The organism is Streptomyces sp. NPDC049577 (assembly GCF_040675635.1).
GTDB lineage: Bacteria > Actinomycetota > Actinomycetes > Streptomycetales > Streptomycetaceae > Streptomyces.
Genome location: NZ_JBFAPH010000001.1, coordinates 1 through 24559 on the forward strand (window position 1 = coordinate 1; position 24559 = coordinate 24559).

The 24559-nt window shown below is 72.4% G+C and carries 20 protein-coding genes and 1 riboswitch; of the genes, 8 read left to right on the forward strand and 12 right to left on the reverse strand.

The genetic code is table 11. The annotated features are described in order from the left end of the window. Positions 1-385, reverse strand: a 385-nt coding sequence (locus AB0K09_RS00005; RefSeq protein WP_366062859.1) for a hypothetical protein, incomplete at its 3' end; no start/stop codon positions are given. A 121-nt stretch (positions 386-506) separates the two neighbouring features. Here AB0K09_RS00005 and AB0K09_RS00010 point away from each other — a divergent pair. Then, positions 507-1049 (forward strand): PadR family transcriptional regulator, encoded by a 543-nt coding sequence (locus AB0K09_RS00010; protein WP_366062860.1) that lies wholly within the window; start codon positions 507-509, stop codon positions 1047-1049. A gap of 114 nt (positions 1050-1163) precedes the next feature. Continuing rightward, positions 1164-1625 carry a hypothetical protein gene (locus tag AB0K09_RS00015; protein WP_366062861.1) on the forward strand — a complete coding sequence of 154 codons (462 nt, stop codon included), beginning with the start codon at positions 1164-1166 and terminating at the stop codon, positions 1623-1625. On the opposite strand, the gene AB0K09_RS00020 is transcribed toward AB0K09_RS00015, so the two are convergent. From AB0K09_RS00020 to AB0K09_RS00030, 3 genes are all read right to left on the reverse strand, one after another. Continuing rightward, positions 1626-2216: a hypothetical protein gene (locus AB0K09_RS00020; protein ID WP_366062862.1), complete on the reverse strand. Its 591-nt coding sequence runs from the start codon at positions 2214-2216 to the stop codon at positions 1626-1628. It lies immediately after the preceding gene. 75 nt (positions 2217-2291) lie between these two features. Continuing rightward, positions 2292-3194 (reverse strand): zinc metalloprotease HtpX, encoded by a 903-nt coding sequence (gene htpX, locus AB0K09_RS00025; RefSeq protein WP_366062863.1) that lies wholly within the window; start codon positions 3192-3194, stop codon positions 2292-2294. Between the two features lie 161 nt (positions 3195-3355). Continuing rightward, a complete protein-coding gene (locus AB0K09_RS00030) occupies positions 3356-4255 on the reverse strand; it encodes an LLM class flavin-dependent oxidoreductase (RefSeq protein ID WP_366062864.1) in 900 nt (299 codons plus the stop codon). Between the two features lie 144 nt (positions 4256-4399). On the opposite strand from AB0K09_RS00030, the gene AB0K09_RS00035 reads away from it, so the two are divergent. Further along, complete coding sequence (locus tag AB0K09_RS00035) at positions 4400-5272, forward strand: Cof-type HAD-IIB family hydrolase (RefSeq protein WP_366062865.1); 873 nt, start codon at positions 4400-4402, stop codon at positions 5270-5272. Between the two features lie 74 nt (positions 5273-5346). On the opposite strand, the gene AB0K09_RS00040 is transcribed toward AB0K09_RS00035, so the two are convergent. The 6 genes from AB0K09_RS00040 to hisC all read right to left on the reverse strand — a co-directional run bounded on the left by AB0K09_RS00040 (position 5347) and on the right by hisC (position 16015). Beyond that, positions 5347-6447, reverse strand: coding sequence for a M23 family metallopeptidase (locus tag AB0K09_RS00040; protein ID WP_366062866.1), 1101 nt, complete (start codon positions 6445-6447; stop codon positions 5347-5349). A 229-nt stretch (positions 6448-6676) separates the two neighbouring features. Further along, positions 6677-8356: a GAF domain-containing protein gene (locus tag AB0K09_RS00045; protein ID WP_366062933.1), complete on the reverse strand. Its 1680-nt coding sequence runs from the start codon at positions 8354-8356 to the stop codon at positions 6677-6679. An 84-nt stretch (positions 8357-8440) separates the two neighbouring features. Further along, on the reverse strand, positions 8441-11995 hold the full coding sequence (cydD, locus tag AB0K09_RS00050; protein ID WP_366062867.1) for a thiol reductant ABC exporter subunit CydD: 3555 nt from the start codon (positions 11993-11995) through the stop codon (positions 8441-8443). Positions 11996-12007: 12 nt separating this feature from the next. Beyond that, positions 12008-13009: a cytochrome d ubiquinol oxidase subunit II gene (gene cydB, locus AB0K09_RS00055; RefSeq protein ID WP_366062868.1), complete on the reverse strand. Its 1002-nt coding sequence runs from the start codon at positions 13007-13009 to the stop codon at positions 12008-12010. Between the two features lie 28 nt (positions 13010-13037). Beyond that, a complete protein-coding gene (locus tag AB0K09_RS00060) occupies positions 13038-14654 on the reverse strand; it encodes a cytochrome ubiquinol oxidase subunit I (protein WP_366062869.1) in 1617 nt (538 codons plus the stop codon). 281 nt (positions 14655-14935) lie between these two features. Then, the gene (gene hisC / locus AB0K09_RS00065) at positions 14936-16015 is read right to left on the reverse strand and encodes a histidinol-phosphate transaminase (RefSeq protein ID WP_366062870.1); all 1080 of its coding nucleotides are present in this window, start codon (positions 16013-16015) and stop codon (positions 14936-14938) included. A 331-nt stretch (positions 16016-16346) separates the two neighbouring features. Between hisC and AB0K09_RS00070 the strand changes: the two genes are divergently transcribed. The 4 genes from AB0K09_RS00070 (at position 16347) to AB0K09_RS00085 (ending at position 21273) form a co-directional block, all read left to right on the forward strand. Beyond that, entirely contained in the window at positions 16347-17459 is a 1113-nt protein-coding gene (locus AB0K09_RS00070; protein WP_366062871.1) for a LacI family DNA-binding transcriptional regulator, read from the forward strand. Between the two features lie 284 nt (positions 17460-17743). After that, complete coding sequence (locus AB0K09_RS00075) at positions 17744-18865, forward strand: metallophosphoesterase (protein ID WP_366062934.1); 1122 nt, start codon at positions 17744-17746, stop codon at positions 18863-18865. Positions 18866-19045: 180 nt separating this feature from the next. Next, positions 19046-19918 carry a hypothetical protein gene (locus tag AB0K09_RS00080; RefSeq protein WP_366062872.1) on the forward strand — a complete coding sequence of 291 codons (873 nt, stop codon included), beginning with the start codon at positions 19046-19048 and terminating at the stop codon, positions 19916-19918. A 125-nt stretch (positions 19919-20043) separates the two neighbouring features. Beyond that, on the forward strand, positions 20044-21273 hold the full coding sequence (locus tag AB0K09_RS00085) for an FAD-dependent oxidoreductase (RefSeq protein WP_366062873.1): 1230 nt from the start codon (positions 20044-20046) through the stop codon (positions 21271-21273). A 45-nt stretch (positions 21274-21318) separates the two neighbouring features. Here the strand turns inward: AB0K09_RS00085 and AB0K09_RS00090 are convergent, their stop codons facing one another. Further along, positions 21319-21924, reverse strand: a complete 606-nt coding sequence (locus AB0K09_RS00090) for a TetR/AcrR family transcriptional regulator (RefSeq protein WP_366062874.1) — start codon at positions 21922-21924, stop codon at positions 21319-21321. 74 nt (positions 21925-21998) lie between these two features. On the opposite strand from AB0K09_RS00090, the gene AB0K09_RS00095 reads away from it, so the two are divergent. Beyond that, entirely contained in the window at positions 21999-22517 is a 519-nt protein-coding gene (locus AB0K09_RS00095) for a hypothetical protein (RefSeq protein ID WP_366062875.1), read from the forward strand. 102 nt (positions 22518-22619) lie between these two features. On the opposite strand, the gene thiC is transcribed toward AB0K09_RS00095, so the two are convergent. Continuing rightward, positions 22620-24401: a phosphomethylpyrimidine synthase ThiC gene (gene thiC, locus AB0K09_RS00100; protein WP_366062876.1), complete on the reverse strand. Its 1782-nt coding sequence runs from the start codon at positions 24399-24401 to the stop codon at positions 22620-22622. Beyond that, positions 24395-24529: riboswitch (TPP riboswitch) on the reverse strand. (Overlaps the previous gene by 7 nt.) Positions 24530-24559: the final 30 nt, after the last annotated feature.

Genomic DNA, 24559 nt, shown 5'->3' on the forward strand with positions numbered 1-24559 from the left:
CCGAGGTGATCACGACGTTGATGCGGCGGAAGACCTTGGTGTGCCACACCTCCTTCGGCGCCTGACGCTTGGCGATCCCAGTGGTGAAGGGCCGGCCTATGACGACCGTGGCCCAGGCGGTCACGGCGAGCCACCCCAGCGCGAGCGCGCCACTGTAGTTCCGCAGGCCACTGTGCGGAAGGGCGAAGGCGAGAGCGGTCAGCACGACGAAGAAGACGACGGTGCTGCCCTCGAGGATCAGCGACTCGGCCGGGACCCCCGCCTTGCGGTCCTGGACGAGCAGTGCGAGACCGACGACGAGGGCGATGACCGCCCCCCACTGCCAGCCGGCCGTGGACACGACGGCGAAGGCGATCCAGGGCAGGAAACCGCGCAGGTAGCTCATGACTTCTCTCCTCAGCCGATGCGGCCTGGCCCCGTTGACCCCCGCCGACATTCCAACTCTGACACGTCAAAGGTAGAAGGTCCAGCCTTGACGTGTCAATGGTGGAAGGTAAGGTGGAGACATGAGCCTGAGAAACGCGATGCTGGGCCTGCTCGCCGAGCGGCCGGCCAGCGGCTACGACCTGATGAAGCGGTTCGAGACCTCATTGGCCAACGTCTGGCCGGCCACCCAGAGCCAGGTCTACGGCGAGCTCGCGAAGCTTTCCAAGGCGGGCCTGCTGGAGGTGTCGTCCGAGGGCCCTCGCGGCCGCAAGGAATATGCGATCACCGAGGAGGGCCTCGCCGAGCTGCGTCATTGGCTCATCGAGACCGAGCCCGAACGGATACGCCGCAGCGACACCCTGCTGCGGGTCTTCTTCCTCAACCTCCTCACCCCGGTGGAGGCCCTCGCCTACCTGACCACCGAGGCCGAGCGCGCCGCCGGCCGGTACGCCGCGCTGAAGAAGCTGGAGGAGTCGATCGAGTGGGACGACGATCCCCTCGCGGTCTACGGCCGCCTCGCCCTCGAGTACGGGCTGCGCTCCACCGCGACCCACGAGGAGTGGGCCCGCTGGGCCGCCGAGCAGATCAAGGAGCGGCAGGGCAGCGGATCCGAGGACGACTGAGAACGGCTGAGGACGGCTGAGGATGACTGAGAACGGCTGGAGGACGGCTGAGGACGGCAGGGGGGCGAAAGCCCCTGGGTCGCCCGCCCCGCCCCTACGGCATGATCAGGTGGTATGGACCAGCCGCCGTTCCCCAGCACCGAAGCAACCGTCACCGCCCTGCGTGAGGTCGCCGCACGGCACGGCCGCGAGGCGTGCGTCGAGCACGCCATCGGCGCCGACCAGTCCGGACGCCGTACCTCGTCCGGGGCGTTCGCGGTGCTGGACGACGACGGCTCGCTGCCGCACGAGGCCGTGGTCGACATCCCGGGGTCGCCTGTGGTCGAGATACAGGTCTTCTCCGAGGGCGACACCAAGATCACCGTGGAGGGTGTCGAGTTCTACGACGTGCCCGCCGGGCACGCACCGGCGTTCCTGGACGCCGTCCTCGCGGGCCGGGCCCGGGTGAAGACCACCTGGTACCCGCCTTTCGCCCGGCTGATCGTGTCCCTGCCCGGCGACGTCACCTACAAGGAGGTCATCAGCATGGCCCACGCCGGCGGCATGACCCCCTGGCTGAGCCGCCGCACCCGCTGATCACAGCCCTGGCGCACCCCAGACGGGGAACCAGCGGCTCAGGTCCCGCTCGATCGGCAGGTCGCCCTCCAGCAGTGCGCGCACCCGCAGTTCCAGCTCGTTGTCCCGCTTGTCGGTCCCGCCCGGCGCCGGGGCGAAGGGGTAGAAGCTGCCGCGCTTGTAGAGGTAGACGAGGGCGAGCGAGCGTTGCCCCGCGTCCCGGAAGCCCATCAGCGAGCACAGCAGCTGGGGGCCGAAGCCGCCGTCCTCCAGCAGGGTGTTGACCGCGTGCAGATCGTTGACCAGGTCCACCGCGCCGGCGGGACCCGCGGACTGCCGGGCGAGCAGCCAGGTGTAGCCGTAGCCGTCCCGGCTGAACTCCACGGGCATCCCGCCGCGCCCCGTATCGGCGTCGAGCAGTTCCCGCACGTCCCGCTGGAGGCGGTCGAAGGCGCCGCCCTCGACGCTCGCGAAGCAGACCGACCCCCGTCCGGTGGGGGTGAATCCGGCCCCCGCCTCCAGCGTCACGGCGGCCGACGGCAGGGCGAAGAGCCGGTCGAGGTCGGGCCGCACCGGCTTGCTGCGACCCAGGATGACGTCCAGGAAACCCACAGGCGTCCACTCCTCCTCACTGGTCCGGCCGGGCCGTCAGGCATTGCCGCCGGACACGACTGCCGGACAAGGCCGTCAGACGGCACCCAACTGAGCAGAGATCCGGGCGAGTTGGTCAAGCCGCTGCTCCAGCGTCGGATGCGACGACAGCAGCCGGCTCACGCTCTCCCGGGAGAAGGCGGGCGCGAAGTAGAAGGCGTTGAACGGCTCGGCCTGTCGCAGGTCGCGGGTGGGGATCCGGGCCATCTCCCCGGTCACCTTGGTCAGGGCGGCCGCCAGCGCCGAGGGCCGGCCCGTCAGCAGCGCGGCCGTCCGGTCGGCGGACAGCTCGCGATAGCGGGACAGCATCCGGGTCAGCAGGAAGCTGATGGCGTAGACGACGGCACTGACCAGCGGAACGAGGATCATCACGATGGCCGTGTTGGTGTCCCGCCCGCCGACCCGGCGCAGGCCGCCCCACAGACCGATCCGGGTGACCATCCCGGCCAGGACGCCCAGGAAGGAGGCGATGGTCATCACCGCCACGTCGCGGTGGGCGACGTGCGAGAGCTCGTGCGCGAGCACACCCTCGAGTTCCTCGGGCTCCAGCCTGCGCAGCAGCCCGGTGGTCGCGCAGACCAGCGCGTTCTCGCGGTTGCGGCCGGTGGCGAAGGCGTTCGGCACGTCGGTGTCGGCGATCGCCACCCGGGGCTTGGGCATGTCGGCGAGCGCGCACACCCGGTCGACGACGCCGTGCAACTCGGGCGCCTGCTCCGGGGTGACCTCACGGGCGCCCATGCCGTAGGCGGCGATACGGTCGCTGAACCAGAACTGGGCGACGAACAGACTGCCCGCCACGATCAAGATGATCGGCCAGGCCCCGCGCAGCAGGGCCACCAGCACCCCGACGAACACCACATAGAGCAGCCCGATGAGGAACATCGTGCCGACCATGCGGCTGGTCAGCCCCCGGTCGGGGGAGAATCGGCTGCCTGGCATGGGAACCTCCAAGGCTTCACGCCCTCGCGGAACGCCCCTCGGTGAGTACCTCTGCCCCGATTCTCCCTCTTCCGACCCTCGCGCGGAGGACCGCGCACGGAGGACCGCGCACGGAGGACCGCGCACGGAGGACCCGCGCCCCTCCCCCGGAGGGGAAGGGCTCAGCCGAGCTGCGCGAGCGCCTCTGTGGCGATCTTCTCGAAGACGGCCATGTCGGCGGCGAAGATCGAGTCGGCGATCGGCCAGTGGATGACGATCTCGTCGATGCCCAGCTCGGCGTGGGCGCCGGCGAACTCGACGAAGGCGTCGAAGGACTCCAGCGGCCGCTCCGGGCAGAAGCCGGTGAGCAGGATCTTGTCCAGCTCTGCGACGTCCCGGTCGGCTTCCGCGCAGGCCTTGCCGAGCTTCTCGATCTGTCCGGCGATGGCCGCCCGGGACTGGGCCGGGGTGCCGGTCTCGGCGATCTTCGGGTCGCCGGTGGTCACCCACGCCTGGCCGTACCGCGCGGCGAGACGCAGCCCGCGCGGCCCGGTGGCGGCGACGGCGAAGGGCAGCCGGGGGCGCTGCACACAGCCGGGGATGTTGCGCACCTCGGTGGCGGAGTAGCGCTCGCCGTCGTGCGAGACGACGTCCTGCGTGAGCAGCCGGTCCAGCAGCGGCACGAATTCGGCGAAGTGGTCGGCGCGCTCGCGCGGCGTCCAGGGCTCCTGCCCGGCCGGCAGCAGCGCCGTGGCGTCGAAGCCGGAGCCGCCGGCGCCGATGCCCAGGGTGATACGGCCGCCCGAGACGTCGTCCAGGGAGATGAGCTCCTTGGCGAGCGTCACCGGGTGCCGGAAGTTCGGGGAGGTCACGAGGGTGCCCAGGCGCAGCCGGGAGGTCGCGCAGGCGGCCGCCGTCAGGGTCGGTATCGCGCCGAACCACGGCCCGTCCCGGAAGGAGCGCCAGGACAGGTGGTCGTAGGTGTAGGCGGCGTGGAAGCCCAGCTCCTCGGCGCGCTGCCAGGACTCCCGGCCGCCCTCGGACCAGCGGCGGTCGGGAAGGATCACGGTGCTCAGTCGCATGGGACCGAGCCTACGGGCCGCCTCCGGCGATCGCGTCACCACGGTCGCCGGGTGACGAAAACCACGGGCCTGACCTGGCGGAAAGCAGCCTGATGCCGTCCGGTATCGCACTCCTGTGCGCTACCGGGCGGCCCGTCGCCGACAATGGGAGCCGTGACTTCAGCTACCGAGCAGCCCGAGACCCCGGCCCCGCGCCGGTCAGCCGCCGTTCCGCGGCTGATCGCCACCGACCTCGACGGCACCCTGCTGCGTGACGACAAGACGGTCTCCGACCGCACCGTCGCGGCCCTGGCCGCCGCCGAGGAGGCGGGCATCGAGGTCTTCTTCGTCACCGGGCGCCCGGCCCGCTGGATGGACGTCGTCGCCGACCACGTGCACGGCCACGGGCTGGCCATCTGCGCCAACGGCGCCGTGGTGGTCGACCTGCACGACGGCGGACGCCTGCTGGAGGTCCGCCCGCTGGAGACCTCCTCCGCCCTGGCCGTCGTGCACGCGCTGCGCGCGGCCGCGCCCGGGACCTCGTTCGCCGTCGAGCGCACCACCGGCATGCACTACGAGCCGCACTACCCGCCGTTCGAGAGCGACCCCGTCGCCATGGTCGCCCCCGCGGAGGAGCTGCTGTCCCAGGACGGCCACCGGGACCCGGTCATCAAGCTGCTGGCCTTCCACGACGTGCTCGGACCGGACGAGTTCCTGGCCCTGGCCCGCACGGCGGGCGGCGCGCACGGTTCGTTCACCCGCTCCAGCCCGACCGCGCTGCTGGAGATCAGCGGCCTGGGCGTCAGCAAGGCGAGCACGCTGGCCCGCTGCTGCGCGGAGCGCGGCATCTCGCCGGAGGAGGTCGTGGCCTTCGGGGACATGCCCAATGACCTGGAGATGCTCTCCTGGGCGGGCACCTCGTACGCGATGGCCAACGCGCACCCCGAGGTGCTGGCCGCCACCACGCGCCGCACGGCCGCCAACAACGACGACGGCGTCGCCGCGGTCATCGAGCAGCTGCTGCGCGCGGTCCGCTAGCCGCACCGCCAGGACGCGAGGCCCGGCACGGCGCAGCACCGCACCACCGGCACGGCGGGCGCGCTCTGGATGTCCTAGAGCCGTACGCCGTGCCTGCGCAGCCAGCCCACCGGTTCGACCGCGCTGCCGAACTCAGGTGTCCTGCGGATCTCGAAGTGCAGGTGGGGACCGGTGGAGTTCCCGGTCGTGCCGGACAGGCCGAGCCACTCGGCCGTCTGTACGCGCTGTCCGGGCTGCACGAACGGTGCGGACAGATGCGCGTACTGCGAGTACCAGCCGTCGTCGTGCCGCACCACGACGCTCATCCCGAAGGCGCCGCCGCACCCGGTCGACACCACCGTGCCCGGGCCGACAGCGCGTACGGGCGTCCCCGTGGGGACGGCGAAGTCCTGTCCGGTGTGCCTGCCCGCCCATTTGGCGCCGGCGCCGCCGAAGCCGGCCGACAGTTCGTAGCCCTCGACCGGGCGGGTCCAGACGCCACCCGGCCGCTCGTCCCGCGGCTCCGCCACGGAGTCGTCCTGGGCCCGTACGGCGGCGGCGTCGGTGGTCGGACAGCGTCCTCGGCCGACGGCCGTCGCGGCCGTGACGTTCAGCTCACCGCGCGCCTGCTCCAGCCGTCTCTCCAGCAGGAGTCGTTCGTCGCGCAGACGGGCCACGTCGTCGTCCAGGGCGAGCCGGGCGGCGATGGCCGTCTCCTTCTCGAACGCCAGGATCCGGCCCCTGCGGTCGTACGACTCCAGCATCCGCCCCAGCCGGTCCCTGCGGCTGCTGTCGGCCGACTGGAGGTCCAGCAGCTCGACCGGGTCGGCGGCAGCCTCGTCGCTGCCGCGGGCGGTGAAGCCGCCGGTGCGGTACTGCGCGCGGGCGGCGGCGCCGGCGTCCTCGTGCAGCGCGGACGAGAGGACTCGCTGTCCGCGCAGTTCCGTCTCCAGCCGGTCGGCGCGCAGGCGTTCCTCCTGCGCCGCCCGCACGCTGTGGTCGTACTGCGACCGCAACCGGCTCGTCTCCCGCGACAGCCGGTACACCTCCGAACTCAGCCGGGCGAGCCGTCCGGGAGCCCGTACGGCGGCCGGCTGTCCGGGCCCGGGCAGCGGGGCGAGGACCACGCACAGCGCACACAGGGCGGCGGCGGAGCCGGCCCTGCCCAGCCGGTACGGACGAAACGGGCGTCGCATGGTCGCGATCTTGGCTCGCGGTCCGGCCGGTCGCTTCCGCAGAGGTCCGTTCGGAGGACGACACGCCGCCGCCCGGCCCTGTGGGACGGCCGTGAGACAGTGCGGACCGTGCCGGCGGGAGGCACGGACAGGCGGACAGGCACGGACAGGCGGACAGGCACGGACAGGCGGGGACAGGCGGGGACAGGCAGACAGGCACGACAGGCAGACAGGCACGACCAGGCACGGACTAGACCGGTGCCTCCCACACCACCCGCGTGCCCCCGCCGTCGGTGCCGATGCCGGGCCCGTACGAGCTGGAGCCGCCGAGCGACTCGGCACGCTTGGCGAGGTTGCGCAGGCCGCTGCGGCGGCCGCCCTCCGGGATGCCCACGCCGTCGTCGGCGACGGTCAGCCGGACGGCCTCCCGCCCGTCCGGCAGGGTGACGGTCGCGTCCACGACGACCTCGATCCGGGTCGCCCGCGCGTGCCGGAACGCGTTGGAGAGCGCTTCGCGCAGCGCGGCGACGAGGTTCTTCCCGGTCCGTTCACCGACCTTCGCGTCGACCGGTCCGACGAAGGTCGCGGACGGCTGGAAGCCCAGGGGCACGGCGGCCGTGCCGATCTCCCGCAGGACGCGCGTCCGCAGCCCGGCTGGCGCCTCCCCGGGGCCCTGCTGCAGGGCGAAGATGGCCGTCCGGATCTCCTGGATGGTCACGTCCAGTTCGTCCACCGCCTGCCCGACCTTCGTCCGCACCTCCGGCACGACGGCCTTGCGCTGCGCGCTCTCCAGCACCAGCCCGGTGGCGAACAGCCGCTGGATGACCAGGTCGTGCAGATCGCGTGCGATCCGGTCGCGGTCCTCCAGGACGGCGAGCCGCTCCCGGTTCTGCTGCGCCTCGGCGAGGACGAGCGCGAGCGCGGCCTGTGCGGCGAACTGGCCGGCCAGCCGGCGCTCTGCGGCGGTGAACTTGCGCGCGCCGCGCCGCCGCGGCGTGGCGAGCGTGCCGAGCACCCGGTCGCCGCTCTTGAGCGGCAGCAGCATGCTCGGGCCGAAGCGCGGAGCGGCCTCGGTGACCATGCGGGGATCGGTGGCGCAGTCGTCGACGAAGACCGGCTCGCCGGCCAGCAGTTGGGAGACGACCGGACTGCCGGGCGGCATGACCGTGCCGAGCAGTCCGGCGGGATCGTCGGCGGAGACGGCGACCATCTCCAGCCCGCCCTCCTTGTCGGGCAGCAGCACGATGCCGGCCGCCGAAACGGCCAGCCGGCGAGCCTGTTCGGCGACGACCGACAGCGCGTCCTCGGCATCGCTCCCGGAGAGCAGGGCGGTGGTGACGGCCACCGAGCCGTCGATCCAGCGTGCCCGCTGGAGGCCCTCCTCGTGCACCCGCGCGTTGCCGATCGCGATGCCCGCCTCCGTCGCGAGGATCTTCACCATGTGCAGGTCCGCGACGCTGAACTCACCGCCGCCGCGTTTCTCGGTGAGGTAGAGATTGCCGAAGATCTCGCCCTCCACACGGATCGGGACGCCCAGGAAGCCGCGCATCGGCGGATGCCCCGGGGGGAAGCCGCAGGCGCGCGGATCGGCCGACAGATCGGCCAGTACGACCGGCGCCGGCTGGTGGATCAGCGCACCCAGCAGCCCGTGGCGCCCGGAGGGCAGCGCGCCGATGCGCTCGTGCTCCTCCTCGCTGACCCCGTACGTGATGAAGTCGGCGAGCCCCTCACCGGTGGAGTCGATCACGCCGAGGGCCGCGTAGGTCGCGTCGGCCAGCTCGGCGGCCGTCTTGGTGATCCGGTCGAGCGTCGTGTGCAGCTCCAGGCCGGTGCCGACGGACCGCATCGCCTCCAGCAGCTGCGGCACGCGTGCGGTCAGCTCGGTGGACAGCCCCTGGAAGCTCCGGGTGGCCTCGGTGGCGACGTCCAGCGCATCCGGCGGCACCGCGCGTCCCTCAGGAGCCGCGGCGTCCCGCGGGCCGGTGGGTTCTGCCGAGGCTGCCATGCCAAGAGCCTAATAAGTCCCATTTGCCATGGAAAGCGCCACCTGGGCGGTGTCGACGTGCCCCGGGTCCTCACCGGCAGGAGCAAACGCTTCACTCGCCCGCTCCAGCTCCAGCAGCCGGCGGAACGGTCCCTCCGCCCGCTCCAGCTCCTCGTACGGACCGCGCTGCACCGCGCGCCCCCGCTCCAGCACGATCACCTCGTCGACGGCCTCCAGTCCGGCCAGCCGGTGCGTGATCAGTACGCTCGTCCGTCCCTCCGTCGCCGCCAGCAGGTCGGCGGTCAGCGCGTCGGCAGTCGCGAGGTCGAGATGCTCGGCGGGCTCGTCCAGGACGAGGACGGGGAAGTCCGCGAGCAGCGCCCGGGCGAGCGCGAGCCGCTGCCGCTGGCCGCCCGAGACGCTCGCTCCGTGCTCACCGACCGGCGTGTCGAGACCGTCCGGCAGGGTGTCCACCCACTCCAGCAACCGTGCGGCACGCAGCGCGTCGCGCAGTTCGCCGTCGCTCGCACCGGGACGCGCGAGCCGCAGGTTCTCCCGCAGCGAGCTGTCGAAGATGTGCGCGTCCTGGGCGCACAGCCCCACCAGCCGGCGCACCGCGTCGCCGTCCATCCGGGCGGCGTCCCGGCCGGCGAGCGTGTACGTACCGGACTCCATGTCCAGGAAGCGCAGCAGCACGTGCGCGAGCGTGGTCTTGCCCGCGCCGGACCGCCCCACGACGGCCACCCGGCGGCCCGCCCGGAGCTCCAGATCGAAACCCGCCAAGGCCGCTTCCGTCTGTCCCGCGTGCCGCGCGGTCACTCCGGACAGCGACAGCGGGAAGGGCGAACCGGGCGCGGGCTCCGTACCGTCACGCACGGGTTCGGGCGCGTCCAGCACCTCGTACACGCGCTCCGCCGAACGGCGTACGCGCTGGCGGTACTGCACGGCGAGCGGCAACCCGGCCACCGCCTCGAACGCGGCCAGCGGGACGAGCACGACGACCGCCAGCCACACCCCGCCCAGCCGTCCGGCGTGCACGGCCTGTACGCCCGTCCAGGCGGCGCCGGCCACGGTCAGGCCACAGGCGAGCGCGGAGAGCCCGGCGCCGAGCGCCGTCGCCGCGGCGGCGCGGCGGGCGATACGGGTGAGCGTGCCGTCCGCGCGGCGCAGCCGTTCCAGCCGGGCCGGCAGGGCGCCCGCGACGGTCAGCTCCGCCGTGCCGGCCAGCAGACCGACCACCTGCGCGGACAGCTCGCCGCGCGCGGGCGCCAGCCGCCGCTCGGCCCGCCGGGCCACCGCCCCGGACAGCAGCGCCGCACCGGCACCGGCCGCCAGCAGACCGGCGGCGAGCACGGCACCCGCCTCCGGCAGCAGCCAGGCCGTGAAGCCGACGGACGCCGCGCCCACGATCACGGCCGTGCCGACGGGCAGCAGCCAGCGCAGGAAGTAGTCCTGCAACACGTCGACGTCGGCGACGAGCCGGGAGAGCAGGTCCCCGCGCCGGGCCTCCCGCAGCCCGGCCGGCGCGAGCCGCTCCAGCCGGCGGTAGACGGTGACCCGCAGGTCGGCCAGGACGCGCAGCACGGCGTCGTGCGAGACGAGACGTTCGGCGTAACGGAAGACGGAGCGGCCCATCCCGAACGCCCGGGTCGCGGTGACCGCGACCATCAGATAGAGCACCGGAGGCTGCTGGGACGCGCGGGAGATGAGCCAGCCGGAGGTGGCCATCAGCGCTGTCGCGCTGCCGAGGGCCAGGGCGCCCAGCAGCAGGGACAGGGCCAGTCGGGCTCGGTACGGTCGAGCTGCCGCTCGGACTCGGGTCAGGGGCCCCGCGCTTCGCGCGGGGGTTCGCCCACCCGCCCACTCGTTACCCACAACGTCATCGGCAGCCACCGAGGCCCGCGTGGCCGATACCCGTCGTTCCGGTTCAACCGGTGCGTCGCCGGGCGATACCGCCAGTCCCACCCGCACCGTCCGGTCCGCGACCGCCAGCAGCGCCGGGCGGTGCGTGACCAGGACCACCGTCCTGCCCGCCGCCAGCCGGCGCACCGCCTCCACCACGGACGCCTCCGTGCCGGCGTCCAGCCCCGCCGTCGGCTCGTCCATCAGCAGCACCGGCCGGTCCGCGAGGAACGCGCGGGCCAGCGCGAGGCGTTGGCGCTGACCTGCCGACAGACCGGCGCCGTCCTCGCCGAGGCGAGTGTCAGTGCCCTGGGGCAGCATGGAGACGAACTCGAGTGCACCGGCCGCCCGCAGGGCGTCCCGCAGCTGCGCGTCCGTGGCGTCCGGGCGCGCGAGCCGGACGTTCTCGGCAACGGTGCCGGCGAACAGATGAGGTCGTTGCGGAACCCAGGCCACCTGGTTCCGCCAGCTTTCGGGGGAGAGCGATGACAGGTCCGTACCGCCGATCAGCACCCGGCCGCCCGCGGGCCGGGCGAAGCCCAGCAGGGCGCTCAGCAGGGTCGACTTGCCCGCTCCGCTGGGCCCCGCCACGGCGACGGTCTCCCCGGGCCGCACCTCGAACGACAGCCCGTCCAGCGCGGGTTCCGCCCGCCCGGGGTGGCGCACCACCAGGCGGTCCACGGTCAGCGCGGCGTGCCGCGCGTCGGGGGCGGGAGCCGCGCCCGCCGGGTCCGGCTCCGTCTCCAGCACCGCGAAGACCTCGTCGGCGGCCGCGAGGCCCTCCGCCGCCGCGTGGTACTGCGCGCCGACCTGCCGCAGCGGCAGATACGCCTCCGGCGCCAGGACCAGCACCATCAGCCCGGTGTACAGGTCGAGTTCGCCGTGCACGAGCCGCATGCCGATGCCGACCGCCACGAGCGCGACCGACAGCGTGGCCAGCAGTTCCAGGGCGAAGGAGGAGAGGAAGGCGATGCGCAGGGTGCGCAGCGTGGCCCGCCGGTAGTCGGCGGTGATCGCCCGGATGGAGCGGGCCTGGGCCTTGGCCCGTCCGAAGACCTTGAGCGTGGGCAGCCCGGCCACGACGTCCAGGAAGTGCCCGGAGAGCCGGGACAGCAGGCGCCACTGCCGGTCCGTCCGGGACTGGGTGGCCCAGCCGATGAGGACCATGAAGAGGGGGATGAGCGGCAGCGTGAGCACGACGACCAGCGCCGAGACCCAGTCGGCGGTGACAATACGGGCCAGGACGACGACGGGCACCACGACCGCGAGCCCCAGCTGGGGCAGGTAGCGGGCGAAGTAGCCGTCCAGCGCGTCGATCCCGCGCGTGGCCAGGGTGGTCAGCTCGCCGGTGCCCGGACGGGCGGCGGGGCCCAGCCGTGCCGCGTGCGCGAGCAGCCGCGTGCGCAGCCCGGACTTCACCGCCGCGCTCGCCCGGTGTGCGGCCAGTTCGGTCAGCCAGGAGACCAGGGCCCGGCCCACGGCCGTCGCGCCGAGCAGCGTCAGCGGCAGGGCGAGGGCATCCGTGCCGCGGCCGTCCCGGAAGGCCCCGGTGACGATCTCGGCGATCAGCATCGCCTGGGCGACGACGAGGCCGGCCCCCGCCAGCCCGAGGCCCACGGAAGCGGCCAGGAAGAGACGGGTCGCGGCGGCGTACCGCAGCAGGCGGGGGTCGACGGGCTTCATGGTGTCCGGCCCTCAGTGGGAGGCGGGGATGTGGCGGGTGCCTATCCGCTTGCGGAACACCCAGTAGGTCCACGCCTGGTAGCCCATGACGACGGGCAGCATCGCGCAGGCGACCCAGGTGGTGATCTTCAGGGTGTAGGGACTGGAGGCGGCGTCGGCGGCGGTGAGGCTCCACGCGGGGTTCGACGAGGAGGGCATGACGTCGGGGAAGAGCGCGAGGAAGAGCATCGCGAAGGCCGCCGCGACCGCCGCCCCCGAGAGGGTGAACGCCCAGCCCTCCCGGCCGGCCCGGACGAGGACCCACGCCCCGGCGAGGGCCGCCACGGCGACGGCGAGGGCGATCAGGCTGCGCCCGTTGCCGGAGTGGACCTGCGTCCAGGCCAGGAACCCGCCGAGGAGCACGGCGGCGACCGGTCCGCTCCGGCCGGCGAAGGTCCTGGCCCGGTGCCGGATGTCACCGGCGGTCTTGAGGGAGGCGAAGACCGCGCCGTGGAAGGTGAAGAGGACGACCGCGCACACGCCGCCCAGCAGGGCGTACGGCCCCAGCAGGTCGAGTACGTCGCCGGTGACGTTCTTGTCCGGCCCGATCGGCACGCCGCGCACCATGTTCGCGAAGATCAGGCCCCACAGGAAGGCGGGCAGCAGCGAGCACCAGAAGATGACCCGCTCCCAGGAGCGCTGCCAGCGCTCCTCGGGCCGCTTGTGGCGGTACTCGAAGGCGACGCCGCGGAGGATCAGGCAGACGAGGACGGCCAGCATGGGCAGGTAGAAGCCGCTGAAGAGCGTGGCGTACCAGTCGGGGAAGGCGGCGAAGGTGGCGCCGGCCGCGGTGATCAGCCAGACCTCGTTACCGTCCCAGACCGGGCCGATCGTATTGATCAGCACCCGGCGTTCGACGCGGTCCCGGGCCAGTGCCCCGGTCAGGACGCCGATGCCGAAGTCGAAGCCCTCCAGGAAGAAGTAGCCCGTCCACAGGAAGGCGATCAGCACGAACCAGAAGTCGTGGAGGTGCATGGGGGGTGTCTCCGTTCCGTCCGCCGCGTCAGTACGCGAAGGTCAGCGGCTTGTCGGCGTCCTCGGCGTCCCCGGTGTCCCGGGGGTCGCCGGCCGGCCGGGCGGGTCCGTCGCCGTCGCGGCCCGAGGGCAGCCGGAGCCGGGGGTCCCTCGCGGGCGGCAGCTCGTCGGTGTCCGGGCCGGCCTTGGCGTACTTGACCAGCAGCTTCACCTCGACCACCGCCAGCACCGCGTAGAGCAGCGTGAAGACGCCCATGGAGATGAGGACCTCGCCCTGGCCCACTCCGGGCGAGACCGCCGCACCGGTCTTCATCAGCCCGTAGACCGCCCAGGGCTGACGGCCCATCTCGGTGAAGATCCAGCCGAACGAGTTGGCGATGAGCGGGAAGCCCATGGTGAGGATGCCGATGCGCCAGGACCAGGCGGTGAGGAAGGGGCTCAGCTCGCGGGTGCGCGTCAGCATCAGCCTCGGCACCTCGTGCTCGCCGGTCCGGAAGCGCGGGTCGAGCCAGCGCTTCCTGCGCGTGGTCCACAGGCCGACGATGCCGGCGACGAACGAGGTCATGCCGAAGCCGATCATGAGGCGGAAGCCCCAGAAGGTCATGAAGATGCTGGGGACGTAGTCCTCGGGCTTGCCGCCGTAGCGGTCGGCCTCCTGTCGTGCGACGTCGTTGATGCCGGGCACGGCCTCGGTGAAGTTGCTGTGCGCGAGGAAGGACAGGATGCCCGGGACCTCGATCTCGACGCTGTTGTGGCCCTTGCTCACGTCGCCGACCGCGAACACCGAGAAGGGCGCCGGTGCCTGGGTGTCCCACAGGGCCTCGGCGGCGGCCATCTTCATGGGCTGCTGCTCGAACATCACCTTGCCGAGCGAGTCGCCGCTGATCGCCGTGCCGAGACCGGCGATCACCGCGACGACCAGGCCCACGCGGAGCGAGGCGCGCATGGCGCCGATCTGGTGGCGCTGCTTCTCGGTGCTCTCCTCGCCCCGCAGGCTCCGCCGCTTGGCGCGCCAGAGGTGGAAGGAGGCGATGCCGACGACGAAGGCGGCACCGGTGAGGAACGCGGCGGTGAGGGTGTGGAAGACGACGACCAGGGTGGTGTTCTGCGTCAGCACGGCCCAGATGTCGGTGAGCCGGGCCTTGCCGGTCGCCTCGTCGACGGTGTAGCCGACGGGGTGCTGCATCCAGGAGTTGGCGGCCAGGATGAAGTACGAGGAGAGCACGGTGCCCACCGCGACGATCCAGATGCAGGCGCAGTGCAGCTTCTTCGGCAGCCGGTCCCACCCGAAGATCCACAGGCCGATGAAGGTGGACTCGAAGAAGAAGGCCAGCAGCGCCTCCATCGCGAGCGGCGCGCCGAAGACGTCACCGACGAAGCGCGAGTAGTCCGACCAGTTCATGCCGAACTGGAACTCCTGCACGATGCCGGTGACCACGCCCATCGCGATGTTGATGAGGAAGAGCTTCCCCCAGAACTTGGTGGCGTGGAAGTACGTGGCCTTGCCGGTGCGCACCCACGCGGTCTCCAGGCCGGCGGTGATCGCGGCGAGGCTGATCGTCAGGGGGACGAAGAGGAAGTGGTAGACGGTGGTGATGCCGAATTGCCAGCGCGCCAGCGTCTCCGGTGCCAGAGCCAGATCCATCCGGTCCTCCTTTGCCTGTCGCGTCACCCGCGTCGCCGCGTTTGCCCGTGTATGACCCAGATAAAGCAGGACATCAAAGCGAGCTTGTGAACGCGTTCACATTCACAAGCCATGATGGCACACGGGGTTTTCGGACAGTCATGCGGGGGGTGCCTCTCCGTCACCTCGCCCCGCCGGACCGGAAAACGCGAACGCCGGGCACCCCGGAAGGGGCACCCGGCGTCCAGGCCGTCGCTTCGGCGGCAGGTCTCCGTCAGATCTCCGGCAGGCCTCCGGCAGTGTCACAGCTCCTTGCGGAACTCCTCCGCCGCCCGAAGGAAGAGGTCGTTCGCCTCGGTCTCGCCGATCGTCACCCGGACACCCTCGCCCGGGAACGGCCGGACGATCACGCCGGCGCGCTCGCACGCGGCCGCGAAGTCCACCGTGCGCTCCCCCAGCCGCAGCCAGACGAAGTTGGCCTGCGTCTCCGGCACCGTCCAGCCCTGCGCGGCCAGGCCCCCGGCCACCCGGGTCCGCTCGGCCACCAGCGCGTCCACCCGCTCGGCCAGCGCCTTCTCGCTGCGCAGCGAGGCGACCGCCGCGTCCTGCGCGACCTGGCTCACCCCGAACGGCACGGCCGTCTTGCGCAGCGCCGCCGCCACCGGCTCGTGCGCCACCGCGAAGCCGACCCGCAGGCCGGCCAGCCCGTACGCCTTGGAGAAGGTGCGCAGCACGCAGACGTTCGGCCGGTCGCGGTAGAGCTCGATGCCGTCCGGCACCTCGGGATCGCGGATGAACTCGCGGTACGCCTCGTCCAGCACGACCAGCACGTCCGAGGGCACCCGGTCCAGGAAGGACTCCAGCTCGGCCCGGCGCACGACCGTACCGGTGGGGTTGTTGGGGTTGCAGACGAAGATCAGCCGGGTCCGGTCGGTGATCGCGGCGAGCATCGCGTCCAGGTCGTGCACCTCGCCGGAGGTCAGCGGGACCTGCACGGGGGTGGCCCCGGAGACCTGGGTGATGATCGGGTACGCCTCGAAGGAGCGCCAGGCGTACATGACCTCGTCACCGGCCTCCGCCGTCGCCTGCACCAACTGCTGGGCGACGCCGACCGAGCCGGTGCCCGTGGCGAGATGGGTCAGCGGCACGTCGAAGCGCTCGGCCAGCTCGGCCATCAGTCCCGCGCAGGCCATGTCCGGGTAGCGGTTGAAGGAGCCCGCGGCCGTGACGGCACTCTCCAGGACACCCGGCAGCGGCGGATAGGGGTTCTCGTTGGAGGACAGCTTGTACGCGACCGGGCCGCCCTCGGCGGCCGGCCTGCCCGGCTTGTAGGTAGGAACGCTCTCGAGAGCGGGGCGCAGCTTCGGGGTCTTCTCGGTCACCGCGGGTCCTCCTGGATGGGACATGAATACTGCACACCTTATGAGGATTGCCCCGGGCGGCGTCCAGAGTGAGAAGGGCGCTCCCTCTGTCTTCGCGCGCCGTGGCGAGCGCCGTGGCGCGCATCGCCCGTGAAGGTGAGTTGAGACCTCTTCGAGACCTGGACCATTCATGAGGCGCGGAGAGGCCGGAGCCGGACGGCCCGCCGCAGACCGTGCCAACTACCTGTGATTCCATGATCATTGGCAGGCTGGCCAGCGCAGAAACGTGCCTGTCAACCGCTCTCCGCGGCTCCCGGCCGCTGGACCAACCGAGCCCTACTATCGGCTCGCCATGACAGCAGCAGGGAAGCACCAGGTGAGCCGGGCCGAGACCGCCCGCCGGGGCAACCGGCAGGGACGGGCGGGCATCCGGGACGTCGCCGCGGCCGCGGGCGTCTCGATCACGACCGTCTCCGACGCGCTCAACGGCAAGGGCCGGCTACCGGACGCGACCCGCCGCCACGTCCGCGAGGTCGCCGACCGGCTGGGCTACCGCCCGTCGGCCGCCGCCCGCACCCTCCGCACGGGCAAGTCCGGGCTCATCGGCCTGACCGTGACCACGTACGGGGATGAACCTTTCACCTTCACCGAGTTCGCCTACTTCGCCGAGATGGCCAGGGCCGCCACCTCCGCCGCACTGGCCCGCGGCTACGCCCTCGTCATCCTCCCGGCGACGTCCCGGCACGACGTGTGGTCCAACGTGGCCCTCGACGGCACAGTCGTCATCGACCCCTCCGACCACGACCCGGTCGTCTCCGACCTGGTCCGCCAGGGCATCCCCGTGGTCTCCGACGGCCGCCCGGCCGGCAGCCTGCCGGTCACCGCCTGGGTCGACAACGACCACGAGGCCGCCGTGCTGGGCATCCTCGACCACCTCGCCGCGGCCGGCGCCCGGCGGATCGGCCTGCTCACCGGCACCACCACGGACACGTACACCCGGCTGTCCACCCACGCCTACCTCGGCTGGTGCGAGCGCGTCGGCCAGGACCCGGTGTACGAGGCGTACCCCGCGTACGACCCCTGCGCCGGAGCCGTGGCCGCCGACCGGCTGCTCGCCCGGCCCGACCGGCCGGACGCGGTCTACGGGCTCTTCGACCCGAACGGCACCGATCTGCTCGCGGCCGCCCGCCGCTACGGGCTGCGCGTCCCGGACGACCTGCTGCTGGTCTGCTGCTCCGAGTCGACGGTCTACGCGACGACCGAACCGCCGATCACCACGCTGTCGCTCAAGCCGCGCCGCATCGGCACGGCGGTTGTCCAGCTGCTGATCGACGCCATCGAGGGGCTGGACACCGGCCGCCCGGTGGAGCAGGTGATACCGACGGAGCTGATCGTGCGCACCTCGTCCGAGCGACGCCCCCCGCGCACCTCCGTGAGCGCCCCGCGCGGCCCGGCCACCGGCTGACCCGGCGGGCCCGGCGGCCCCCGCCCGTCAACCCCGCGCGTCGCGCTTCCGGCTCAGGGGGAAATCACGGGTCCGTGCCCGGCGGTCGCCGCCGCCCCCGGCACGCCGCCGCCACCGGCGCATTTATCGTTACATTTGGGGAGAAAAGACAGGCGATCCCTGTCTCCTTCCCCGATTCACGGCCCCTGGTGCGTCACAAGCCGCGACGGTCATTCCTATGATGGGCGCACGACACTGCGGACCGCCGGCGACCAGGCAAGGTCCACAAGGTGCACGGCGGCGCGATGGTGGAGGGGTCGATGACTCAGGGGGCCGGTCAGGGACCTGCGGCAGGGACCGCGGCGGCGATGCCGCCCTTCTCCGGGTACGCGGCGCACTCCCCCGTGCCCGGCATGCCCGGATACGGCCGGTCCGCGCCGCCCGCCGAGCCGCCCGCGGACTACCCCGAGGGCTACACGCCCACCGCCCGGGACCTGCCGGTCATCGCGCGCACGAGCGCCCCGGCCGACGTGCCGACCGTCGAGCTCACCCCGGTCTCCGCGCCCCAGCCGCAGCCCCAGGCCCAGCCGCTGCCCTCCGGCCCCGGGCCGCTGTACGTCGTCGGCGACGTCCACGGCTACCTCGACGAGCTGCACGAGGCGCTCGCCGCGCAAGGCCTGATCGACGCCGACGGCCACTGGTCGGCCGGCAACGCCCGACTGTGGTTCCTCGGCGATTTCACCGACCGCGGCCCGGACGGCGTGGGCGTCATCGACCTGGTCATGCGGCTGTCCGCCGAGGCGGCGGCGGCCGGCGGCTACTGCAAGGCGCTCATGGGCAACCACGAGCTGCTGCTGATCGGCGCCAAGCGGTTCGCCGACACGCCCGTCAACTCCGGCGCCGGAACCGCCTCCTTCCAGGCGGCCTGGCTGCTCAACGGCGGGCAGCGCACCGACATGGAGCGCCTGGAGGACCACCACCTGCAGTGGATGTCCCGGCTCGACGCGATCGCCGAGGAGGACGGGCACCTCCTCCTGCACTCCGACACCACGGCCTACCTCGACTACGGCGACTCCATCGAGGCCGTCAACGACGCGGTCACCGAGGCCCTCCAGCGCAACGACCCGGACGAGTGCTGGGACCTGTTCCGCAAGTTCACCAAGCGCTTCGCCTTCCGTGACGACGAGGCGGGCCCGCTGGCCGCCGGCGAACTGCTGCGCACCTACGGCGGCAGCCGCATCGTGCACGGTCACAGCCCGATCCCCTATCTGCTGGGCGAGGTCGGCACCGAGGACGCCGACGGCGAGGACGGCGCGCCGGCCGTCGACGGGCCGCACCTGTACGCCGACGGCCTGGCGCTGGCCATGGACGGCGGCGTCACCATGGCCGGAAAACTGCTGGTGGTGCAACTTCCGCTGGCCGGCTGAGGATTCGCGGGCGCGTACGCCGGGCAGATGACGAGTTCCACCGGCGCGGGGTAATTCGGGAAACACACTGTCACCTCGCGCCGGTACCGCTCTACCATCGGCTTATCCGTAGCAGGCTCTCCTCCGTTTCCGCCCACCGCCGGCACCGGCCGGCACCGAGGCCCTACGGAGCATCGGGGGATGCACATGAACAGCGCTCCGCACCTGCTGGCCGAAGACCGCCCGGAATTCGAGCGGGTCCTCGACCAGGCGTTGCGTGCCGCGAACCATGACCCGGAACTCGCCGCCGCGATAGGAAAGCGGCTCAACACCGAACAGTTGCGCACCATGGCCATCGGGGCCATGACCGCCATCTCCTCCTGCGCGATGACGGAATACCGGAACTACGTCGAGGCGCGCGAGGAACTGCGCGCCCGGTCCGCCGCGGTCCGGCCGGGACCGGAGGGCGGCGAACCGGATCACGGTGCGGCGCCCGGCCCGGAATCCGCCCCTTCCGGGTACGCCCCCGAGGCCCCGGGAGCGGGCGCCGGCGCGGTCCTCGTCGTGCTGGCGCCCGTGCTCGCCGGAATCGCCGCGCTGCTCTTCCTCATCATCGGCTACGCCATGCGGACCGTCGGCTCGGACGAGTCCGTGGCCGGCCCCATGATCGCCGTCGGCTGGTGGTTCGGCGGCCTCACCGCTGCCGGAGTGCTCATCGCCACGACCGGCATACTGCTCACCGCCCTGCGCAACGGCCGGGGCGCCGACCCCGCGCCGGACGGCGACCCGGCCGCGCGGCAGGCCGACCGGGCCCGCGAGGCGTGGCGTCAGGCGCTGCTGGAGCGGGGCATCCTGCCCTTCCTCCGCGAGGCCCTCGCGAGCGCCCCGGCGGCCACGCCGCCCCGGTCGTACGCCGGCGGGCAGCGCGAGGGGCTCGGCCGCACGCCCCAGCTCGGCTACACGCGCCCGGGCTTCTCCGTTCCCGAGCGCGACCCTTCGCCCACGCGCCCCCGCTTCACCAGCCCCGACTACACCAGCCCGGAGTACGGCGGGCCCGAACACCACCCGGAGTAGCACCGCACGAACGCGGCGCGGGGGTCGCCCCTTGGGTCCGCCTGACCGATCGGTTAGATTACTGACCGACCGGTCAGACATGCTTGGTCGACGGGGCCGGTCGGGACCGGGAGGGCGGGGCGACGATGGAACGCACGACGTGCTGTGTGGTGGGCGGCGGACCGGCGGGCATGATGCTCGGGCTGCTGCTGGCCAGGGCCGGGATCGAGGTGACGGTCCTGGAGAAGCACCGGGACTTCCTGCGCGACTTCCGCGGGGACACCGTGCACCCGTCCACCCTGCGGCTGCTGGACGAGCTGGGCCTGAGCGAGCGTTTCGCACGGCTTCCGCACAGCAGGATGGACCAGATGCGGATGCACATCGAGGGCACCAGCGTCCTCGCCGCCGACCTGCGGCGCATCCCCGGCCCGTACAAGTACATGGCGATGGTCCCGCAGTGGGATTTCCTCGACCTGCTCGCGGGCGCCGCCGCGCAGGAACCTTCCTTCACTCTGCGGATGTCCACCCCCGTCACCGGTCTGCTCACCGAGGACGGCCGGGTGACGGGCGTCCGGTACACCGACGAGCAGGGCACGCACGGCGAGATCGAAGCGGACCTGATCGTCGCCTGCGACGGACGGGACTCGCTCGTCTGCCGGCAGGCCGGGCTGCGGCAGCAGCAGTTCGACGTGCCGATGGACGTCTGGCAGGTCCGCGTGCCGGTGCCGGACACCGGCGCCGGGCCCGGGGACGGCAGGGTCTTCGGCCGGGTCGGCGGCGGCCAGGTGGCCGTCACCATGGACCGCGGAGACTACTTCCAGACCTCCTACCTCTTCGCGAAGGGCCGCGACCGCGAGCTGCGCGCCCACGACATCCAGTGGTTCCGGGACCGGCTGGGCGCCCTCTTCGGCTGGGACGCCGGGACGACGGACGCGATCGGCTCCTGGGACGACGTCAAACTGCTGGAGGTCTCGATGGGCCGGCTCCCCCGCTGGTACCGGCCGGGGCTGCTGTGCATCGGCGACGCGGCCCACACCATGTCGCCCGTCGGCGGCGTGGGCGTCAACCTCGCCATCCAGGACGCCGTCGCCGCGGCGCGCATCCTCGCGGAGCCCCTGCGGCGCGGCACGGTGCGCGTACAGGACCTCGCGCGGGTGCAGCGGCGGCGCCGGCTGCCGATGGCTCTCGCCCAGCGGATCCAGCTGGGCGAGCACGAGGTACTGCTGCGCCCGGCCCTCGCCGGCACGCTCGTCCCCGGCCGTCTGCCCCTGCCGTACCGGGTGCTGCGCCGGGTGCCGCCGCTGCGTACCGTGGCGGCGTACCTGGGCGGAGTCGGCATACGCCCGGAGCACGCACCCGCCTTCGCGCGGGCGTGAGGACGCGGGGGCGCACGAGTACCACGCCCGCCGTGCTCCCCGCGCTCAGTCCCGGCGCGCGATGGCGTACCGGGTGAAGGTCTCCAGCTCGTCGACGGCGGCGTCGAGGTCCAGTTCGGGGTGGTCGAGCCAGTGCGCGATCACCCCGTCGATCGCCCCGCCGATCGCCAGCGCCACACTGCGCGTGTCGAATTCGCGCAACAGCCCGGCACGCTGACCCTCCGCCAGCAGACCGGCCAGCATCTGCCAGCGACCGTGGGTGTCGTGCCGGCCGGGCGTCTTCAGCCGCGTACCGCCCTCGTCGTCCAGCAGCATCTCCGTGATCACCCGCACGTGCCGGCGGTTCGCCTGCTGGTACCCGACCATCGCCCGGACGTACGCCACGATCGCCGCCAGCGGATCCGGCTGGGCGGCCACACGCGTGGAGACGTACGCCATGAAGCGTTCCAGCACCTGCTCCAGCGTGGCCCGGGTCAGGTTGTCCTTGGACGTGAAGTGGTACAGCACCGCCGCCTTCGAGATCCCGGCCCGCTCGGCGATCGCCGAAAGGGAGGTCGCGGGATAGCCCTTGGTGGAAATCAGGTCGATGGTGCACTCGATGATCTGCTGCCGGCGGGCGCGCTCGGTGAAGGACGGCGAGTCGGAGGGCATGGCGTCGACCGTACCAACCCGCCGGACCGGCCGGTCACCGTGCGACCGGTGCCCCACGCGGTGACACTGGAACCATGAGGGGCCGGCCCTCCGCACAGGACGCGCGGACGCCACCGGCGCGCACCGCGCGGGCCGACTACACGAGCGCCGTGTACGGCTCGCTGCTCGCCGCCTCGGTGGTGGCGGGGGCCGGGGCGGTCGCCGCGCCGTCCCGGCCGGAACTGGTCGTCCTGCTCCTGTCCACCGGATTGGTGTTCTGGGCCGCCCACGTGTTCGCCCGCCTCTTCGGGGAGCGGATCCTGCATGTGCCGCTGAGCCGGGCGGAGATCTTCCGCGTCTGCCGCGGCGAATGGCCGATCGTGAAGGCCGCCGTCCCTCCGTCGGCCGCGGTCGTCGTCAGCCCGCTGCTGGGACTCGGCTACGAGGGAACACTGTGGCTGGCACTCGCCGTGTCGGTGGCCGGCCAGGTCGGCTGGGCGACCACCGCCGCCCTGCGGGCGGGTGCCTCGTTCCGGCTGGTGCTGGCCGCGGGAGCGGTCAATCTGGTCCTCGGCCTGCTCATCGTGGTGCTCAAGGCGAGCCTGGGCCACTGACGCCCGCGCCGGGAGCGGTCCATGAGGGAGCCACCGACGGCAGCGGCGCCCCGGCCGAGGCCGGGGCGCCGCGTCAGGGCCGGCGGGAGCCGGTAGCCGGGGCTACTCGGCGATCGGCAGGTACACCCGGTTCCCCGCCGCCGCGAACTCCTTCGACTTCTGCGCCATCCCGGCCTCGGCCTCCGCCTCGGCCTGCATCTCGGCGGCCGCGAGCTCGCCGCCGTGCTCGCGCCGGATGTCCTGCGAGATCTTCATCGAACAGAACTTCGGCCCGCACATCGAGCAGAAGTGCGCCGTCTTCGCCGGCTCCGCCGGCAGCGTCTCGTCGTGGAAGGCCCGGGCCGTGTCCGGGTCGAGGGCCAGGTTGAACTGGTCCTCCCAGCGGAACTCGAAGCGTGCGTCGGAGAGCGCGTCGTCCCACTCCTGCGCCCCCGGGTGCCCCTTGGCGAGGTCCGCCGCATGGGCCGCGATCTTGTACGTGATGACGCCGGTCTTCACGTCGTCGCGGTCCGGCAGGCCCAGGTGCTCCTTGGGGGTGACGTAGCAGAGCATCGCGGTGCCCCACCAGGCGATCATCGCCGCGCCGACGCCGGACGTGATGTGGTCGTAGGCGGGCGCGACGTCGGTCGTGAGCGGGCCGAGCGTGTAGAACGGGGCCTCCTCGCAGATCTCCTGCTGGAGGTCGATGTTCTCCTTGATCTTGTGCATCGGGACGTGGCCCGGGCCCTCGATCATCGTCTGCACGTTGTGCCGCTTGGCGATGCGGTTCAGCTCGCCGAGCGTCCTCAGCTCCGCGAACTGCGCCTCGTCGTTGGCGTCGGCGATCGAGCCCGGCCGCAGGCCGTCGCCCAGGGAGTACGTCACGTCGTACGCCGCGAGGATCTCGCAGAGTTCCTCGAAGTTCTCGTAGAGGAAGGACTCCTTGTGGTGCGCGAGGCACCACGCGGCCATGATCGAACCGCCGCGCGAGACGATGCCGGTCTTGCGACGGGCCGTCAGCGGGACGTACCGCAGCAGCACGCCGGCGTGGACCGTCATGTAGTCGACGCCCTGCTCGGCCTGCTCGATGACCGTGTCCTTGTAGATCTCCCAGGTCAGTTCCTCGGCCTTGCCGTCGACCTTCTCCAGGGCCTGGTAGAGCGGCACGGTCCCGATGGGCACCGGGGAGTTGCGCAGCACCCACTCGCGGGTGGTGTGGATGTTGCGCCCGGTGGACAGGTCCATGACCGTGTCGGCACCCCACCGGGTCGCCCAGGTCATCTTCTCCACCTCCTCCTCGATGGAGGAGGTGACGGCGGAGTTGCCGATGTTGGCGTTGACCTTGACCAGGAACTTCTTGCCGATGATCATCGGCTCGATCTCGGGGTGGTTCACATTGGCCGGAAGGACGGCACGGCCCGCCGCGATCTCCTCGCGGACCGTCTCGGGGGAGACGTTCTCGCGGAGCGCGACGTACTCCATCTCCTCGGTGATCTCCCCGCGCCGCGCGTAGGCGAGCTGGGTGACCGCCGCGCCGCCACGGCCCCGGCGGGGCTGGCGGGGGCGGCCGGGGAAGACCGCGTCGAGGTTCTTGAGGCCGCCACGGGGCGAGGTGTGCTTGATCCCGTCGTCCTCGGGGCGCATGGGACGACCGGCGTACTCCTCCGTGTCGCCCCGCCCGATGATCCAGTTCTCCCGCAGCGGCGGGAGTCCGCGCCGTACGTCCGTCTCGACGTTCGGGTCGGTGTACGGGCCGGACGTGTCGTACAGCTGGACGTCCTGCCCGTTGGTGAGGTGCACCCGCCGCACCGGCACCCTGAGGTCCGGCCGCGAGCCCGTCACATAGTCCTTGTGCCAGCCGATCTCCCGGCCGGATTCGGACGTGCGTGCATCTTGCGAGGTCATGAGACCAGAACTCCCTACGCCGGCATTACCCGGTAACAGGTTCGGCGGTCGACGCAGCCGTTTCCGTACATCTGTACGGAGGTCAGCGCCCTCTCAGCCCGGTGCTCCGAGCTCCCGCGATTGCAAAGGCGGGACAACGCTAGCGCCTACCCCGGCCG

Coding starts and splice junctions, on each gene's coding strand:
- AB0K09_RS00030 (WP_366062864.1), bottom strand. CDS start 4,255: ATGCGACTGAGCACCGTGATCCTTCCCGACCGCCGCTGGTCCGAGGGC.
- AB0K09_RS00015 (WP_366062861.1), top strand. CDS start 1,164: ATGGACCAGCCGCCGTTCCCCAGCACCGAAGCAACCGTCACCGCCCTG.
- AB0K09_RS00010 (WP_366062860.1), top strand. CDS start 507: ATGAGCCTGAGAAACGCGATGCTGGGCCTGCTCGCCGAGCGGCCGGCC.
- cydB (WP_366062868.1), bottom strand. CDS start 13,009: ATGCACCTCCACGACTTCTGGTTCGTGCTGATCGCCTTCCTGTGGACG.
- thiC (WP_366062876.1), bottom strand. CDS start 24,401: ATGACCTCGCAAGATGCACGCACGTCCGAATCCGGCCGGGAGATCGGC.
- cydD (WP_366062867.1), bottom strand. CDS start 11,995: ATGAAGCCCGTCGACCCCCGCCTGCTGCGGTACGCCGCCGCGACCCGT.
- AB0K09_RS00040 (WP_366062866.1), bottom strand. CDS start 6,447: ATGCGACGCCCGTTTCGTCCGTACCGGCTGGGCAGGGCCGGCTCCGCC.
- AB0K09_RS00085 (WP_366062873.1), top strand. CDS start 20,044: ATGGAACGCACGACGTGCTGTGTGGTGGGCGGCGGACCGGCGGGCATG.
- AB0K09_RS00090 (WP_366062874.1), bottom strand. CDS start 21,924: ATGCCCTCCGACTCGCCGTCCTTCACCGAGCGCGCCCGCCGGCAGCAG.
- AB0K09_RS00070 (WP_366062871.1), top strand. CDS start 16,347: ATGACAGCAGCAGGGAAGCACCAGGTGAGCCGGGCCGAGACCGCCCGC.
- AB0K09_RS00080 (WP_366062872.1), top strand. CDS start 19,046: ATGCACATGAACAGCGCTCCGCACCTGCTGGCCGAAGACCGCCCGGAA.
- AB0K09_RS00095 (WP_366062875.1), top strand. CDS start 21,999: ATGAGGGGCCGGCCCTCCGCACAGGACGCGCGGACGCCACCGGCGCGC.
- htpX (WP_366062863.1), bottom strand. CDS start 3,194: ATGCCAGGCAGCCGATTCTCCCCCGACCGGGGGCTGACCAGCCGCATG.
- AB0K09_RS00075 (WP_366062934.1), top strand. CDS start 17,744: ATGGTGGAGGGGTCGATGACTCAGGGGGCCGGTCAGGGACCTGCGGCA.
- AB0K09_RS00035 (WP_366062865.1), top strand. CDS start 4,400: ATGGGAGCCGTGACTTCAGCTACCGAGCAGCCCGAGACCCCGGCCCCG.
- AB0K09_RS00060 (WP_366062869.1), bottom strand. CDS start 14,654: ATGGATCTGGCTCTGGCACCGGAGACGCTGGCGCGCTGGCAATTCGGC.